The organism is Frankia sp. CcWB2, from assembly GCF_977927585.1.
In genome coordinates this window covers 3,544-6,752 of sequence record NZ_CDWRCM010000238.1, presented here as the reverse complement: position 1 = coordinate 6,752, position 3,209 = coordinate 3,544, and the positions used below count along the sequence as shown (strand labels likewise).

The 3,209-nt window shown below is 67.7% G+C and carries 4 protein-coding genes; all 4 read right to left on the bottom strand.

Features of this window, described 5'->3' with window-relative positions:
* Positions 1–460 (bottom strand): thiolase family protein (locus tag ACY45C_RS19250; RefSeq protein WP_462188970.1); only part of this gene is annotated, 460 nt, incomplete at its 3' end.
* A 157-nt stretch (positions 461–617) separates the two neighbouring features.
* Positions 618–1,412 carry an RNA polymerase sigma factor gene (locus tag ACY45C_RS19245; protein WP_462188969.1) on the bottom strand — a complete coding sequence of 265 codons (795 nt, stop codon included), beginning with the start codon at positions 1,410–1,412 and terminating at the stop codon, positions 618–620.
* Between the two features lie 108 nt (positions 1,413–1,520).
* Positions 1,521–2,009, bottom strand: coding sequence for a hypothetical protein (locus ACY45C_RS19240; RefSeq protein WP_462188968.1), 489 nt, complete (start codon positions 2,007–2,009; stop codon positions 1,521–1,523).
* Between the two features lie 17 nt (positions 2,010–2,026).
* The gene (locus tag ACY45C_RS19235; RefSeq protein ID WP_462188967.1) at positions 2,027–3,058 is read right to left on the bottom strand and encodes a sodium:solute symporter family protein; all 1,032 of its coding nucleotides are present in this window, start codon (positions 3,056–3,058) and stop codon (positions 2,027–2,029) included.
* Between the last annotated feature and the right edge of the window lie 151 nt (positions 3,059–3,209).

Below are 3,209 nucleotides of genomic sequence, written 5' to 3'. Positions count from 1 at the left end.
AGCCGAAGTACCGCGGTGCGAACGGCACCCCCTCGACCTCGCCCTGCACCTTGGTGACCACTTCGTCGAACCGCCCGAAGGCGTTGGGCCGGTCGTCCCACTGCATCGTCAGCGCGCCGCGCCGCATCTGCTCGAACCCGAACGCCAGCACGCAGTCCGCCGCCCCGGAAGCCACCGCCTGCCGCGCCAGGAACAGCGCCGACGACCCACTCGAGCAGTTGTTGTTCACGTTCACCACCGGCGCCCCGGTCATCCCCACCCGGTACAGCGCCTTCTGCCCGCTCGTCGAGTCGCCGTACACATAGCCGGCGTACGCCTGTTGGACCGCAGCCAGGTCGATCCCAGCATCGGCCAACGCCGCCCTGACCGCCCCCTCGGCCAGCACGTCGTAGCTGTCGCTCCTGCTCGGCGTCGCGAACGGCACCATGCCGACGCCCGCCACCATCACCCGACCGCTCATCATCGCTCCATGGGCTAGCTATTGTTCACTTAACACCGTGAGCACCACAGTAGCGCACGTCAAGGGGAGAGGTGTGGCGTAAGCGTGCTTGCGAGGATTCACAAGGTGGAGCGACGCGGGTGTGTCACAGCCTGCGGTCGGGCGACGTCCACACCGGTCAGTGGTTGAGCGCCCACAGGCCGACCAGGTTCGCGAAGGTGAAGACCACCGCGATGACGACGGCGAGGATGAGCCGCCTGCGGCGCTCGCGGCGGCGCCAGGTGGCCCGCGCCCGCCGGTAGGCGTCGGGCGACACGGGCACGCCGTCGGCGAGAGCGTCCAGGGCGTCGCGCAGCCGTCGTTCGGTGTCGTTGAGCGGCCCGGTGTGATACGTCATGTCTGGGACTCCATCGCGCGGGACAGCGCCGCCATTCCCCGGGCCGCATGGGGATTTCACTGCGCCGCAGGAAATCCCCATGACCGCGGCTATCTCGGATTCCTTCAGGCCGAGCCAGTGCCGCAGTACCAGGGCCTCCCGCTGGCGCGGCGAAAGCCGCTGTAACGCGACGACTACAGCTCGCTGTTCGTGTCGCAGCAGCGATTGCGTCTCCGCCGATTCTACCTGGCCTGATGGCCATTCCAGATGTTTTCGGACGACCTGGAGATGGCGTAGTCGCATTCGGGTGAGATTGCAGACTATGCTACGTAGATACGGCAGGGTGGCGGTCGAGTCCCGCAGTTTTCGCCAGCGCCGGTAGAGCTCGTAGAACGCCTGCGCGGCGATATCCTCCGGGTCGTCCGCGCCGAGGAGGGCGGCCAGTCGTACCAATGAGACGTAGTGGGTATTGAAGAGTCGCGTGAGGGCGGTCTCCCGATCAAGATCGTGAAGATTCACCTGGATCTCCCCGGCCGGCAGCAGAGTAGCGGCGTCGCCGGCAGTGACGGCTGCTGGATCTTTGAGGATGCCCTGCACCGCCGCTCAGGAGTCGAAATGAAATAACTTGCGCGTTTCGAACCCTCCACAGGCCTGTGACCTGCGATGATGCTCTCGATCACGTATTTGTTACTTCATTACGTCCCCTCACCGCCATCCCGGCGCGTCCGGCCGGGGGAGTCGGTCCACCTGGGATATCCGGCTGCTTCGGGCCACGCCGACGCGGTGAAGGACCGGGGTGAGCGCGGTGGCGACCGCCAGATTCAGCCCGAGCGCGAGGAGCGCCGTGTACAGCGGCACGGACGCCCCGAACAGGTGCAGGTTCACCACCGCGGAGAATTCGCCGGAGGTTACCAGGCAGGTTCCCGCCGCCATTCCTACCGCCCATCCGGCGAGCAGCGCACCGCGATGCAGCCAGGTGGAGAACAGGACGATCCCGACCGCCGGGAAGGTCTGGAGTATCCAGACCCCGCCCAGCAGCTGCAGATCGATGGCATCCTGGTCGTGCAGACCGAGCACGAAGGCGAATGCCCCGATCTTTGTCACCAGCGAGGCACCGCGGGCCACCCGGACCTGATGCTTGGGGGTGGCCGTGGGGTGAAAATACTCGACGTATACGTTGCGGACGAAGAGCATAGCGACCGCCACCGACATCACGGCCGCGGGGACGAGCGCCGCGACAACGAGCGCGCCGAAGACGACGCCGGTGGCAACCGGCGGGGCCAGCTGCTGGACGAGCAGCGGGACAGCTGCTTCGGCCTGCCCGCGGGGTGCGCGTACCCCCGCGGCCAAGGCGGCAACGCCGAGCAGCCCGAAGAGTCCGAGCAGGCCGGCAGGGTGACCGCCGAGCGGCGCAGGACGTCGGGGTTCTTCGCCGCGAAGGCGGCGGTGAGCACGTGTGGGTACACCAGCAGGGCCATCGCCGAGCCGAGCACGAGGCTCGCGAACGCGGCGAACGTCGACGGCTCCAGCGTGAGTGACGGATCCGGCAAGCCGTCCGCGGCTATGTTCCGCCGTGCCGCAGCAAAGATCTCGCCGGGTCCGCCGAGCCTGGCTAGGACGAGTCCGACCACGGCGAAGACCGCCAGGAAGATCAGAATTCCTTTGGCGACCGAGACGAGTGCCGGAGCGCGGATGCCGCTGTGATAGGTCGCGACGGCGAGCACCCCGAACACCGAGGCCAGCACCAGGTCGCCGGGCAGCCCAGGCGGGATGAGGCCGCCGGCAACGAGCACCGCGCGGACGCCGACCAACTGCAGCGCGATGTACGGCGTGGTGGCCACGATTCCGGTCAGCGCCACGGCGAGCGCGAGCAGCGGCGACCGGTGGCGTTCCCGCACGTAGTCGTCCACCGTGACGTAGCCGTGGCGCCGAGCCGTCTCCGCCAGACGTGGGAGGAGCACGAAGGCTAGCGGATAGACGATGATCGTATAGGGCAGCGCGAAGAAGCCGAGAGCGCCCACCCCGTAGACGAGGCCGGGCACCGCGGCGAAGGTATATGCGGTGTAGATCGCACCGCCGAGCAGGAACCAGGTCAGAACGCCACCGAACGGGCGCCCTGCGAGCGCCCACCCTTCCGGCGAGGGGAGCTCGTCCCGCCGATAGAACGCGCGCGTCCTTACCGATAGTAACGAAGTGCCTGCTATCACGACGGTGAATCCCGCCACGGTCGTCCCGTCGGCCATCCGAACACCCTCCGTTACACGCGGCTTCCCGTGCGGCGCGGCGAGGTTGCCGGTGGAAGCCCGCCCGGTCGTCCCGCCCGGTCCTTATTCCAGTTGCGCACCGAGCCGGCGCGGTTGACACGACATCATCCCGAAACAAGCCGTAAACTTC

Bases quoted from the DNA above. Each gene is read 5' to 3' on its own strand.
- ACY45C_RS19240 (WP_462188968.1), bottom strand. From the start codon at position 2,009: ATGCTCTTCGTCCGCAACGTATACGTCGAGTATTTTCACCCCACGGCC.
- ACY45C_RS19235 (WP_462188967.1), bottom strand. From the start codon at position 3,058: ATGGCCGACGGGACGACCGTGGCGGGATTCACCGTCGTGATAGCAGGC.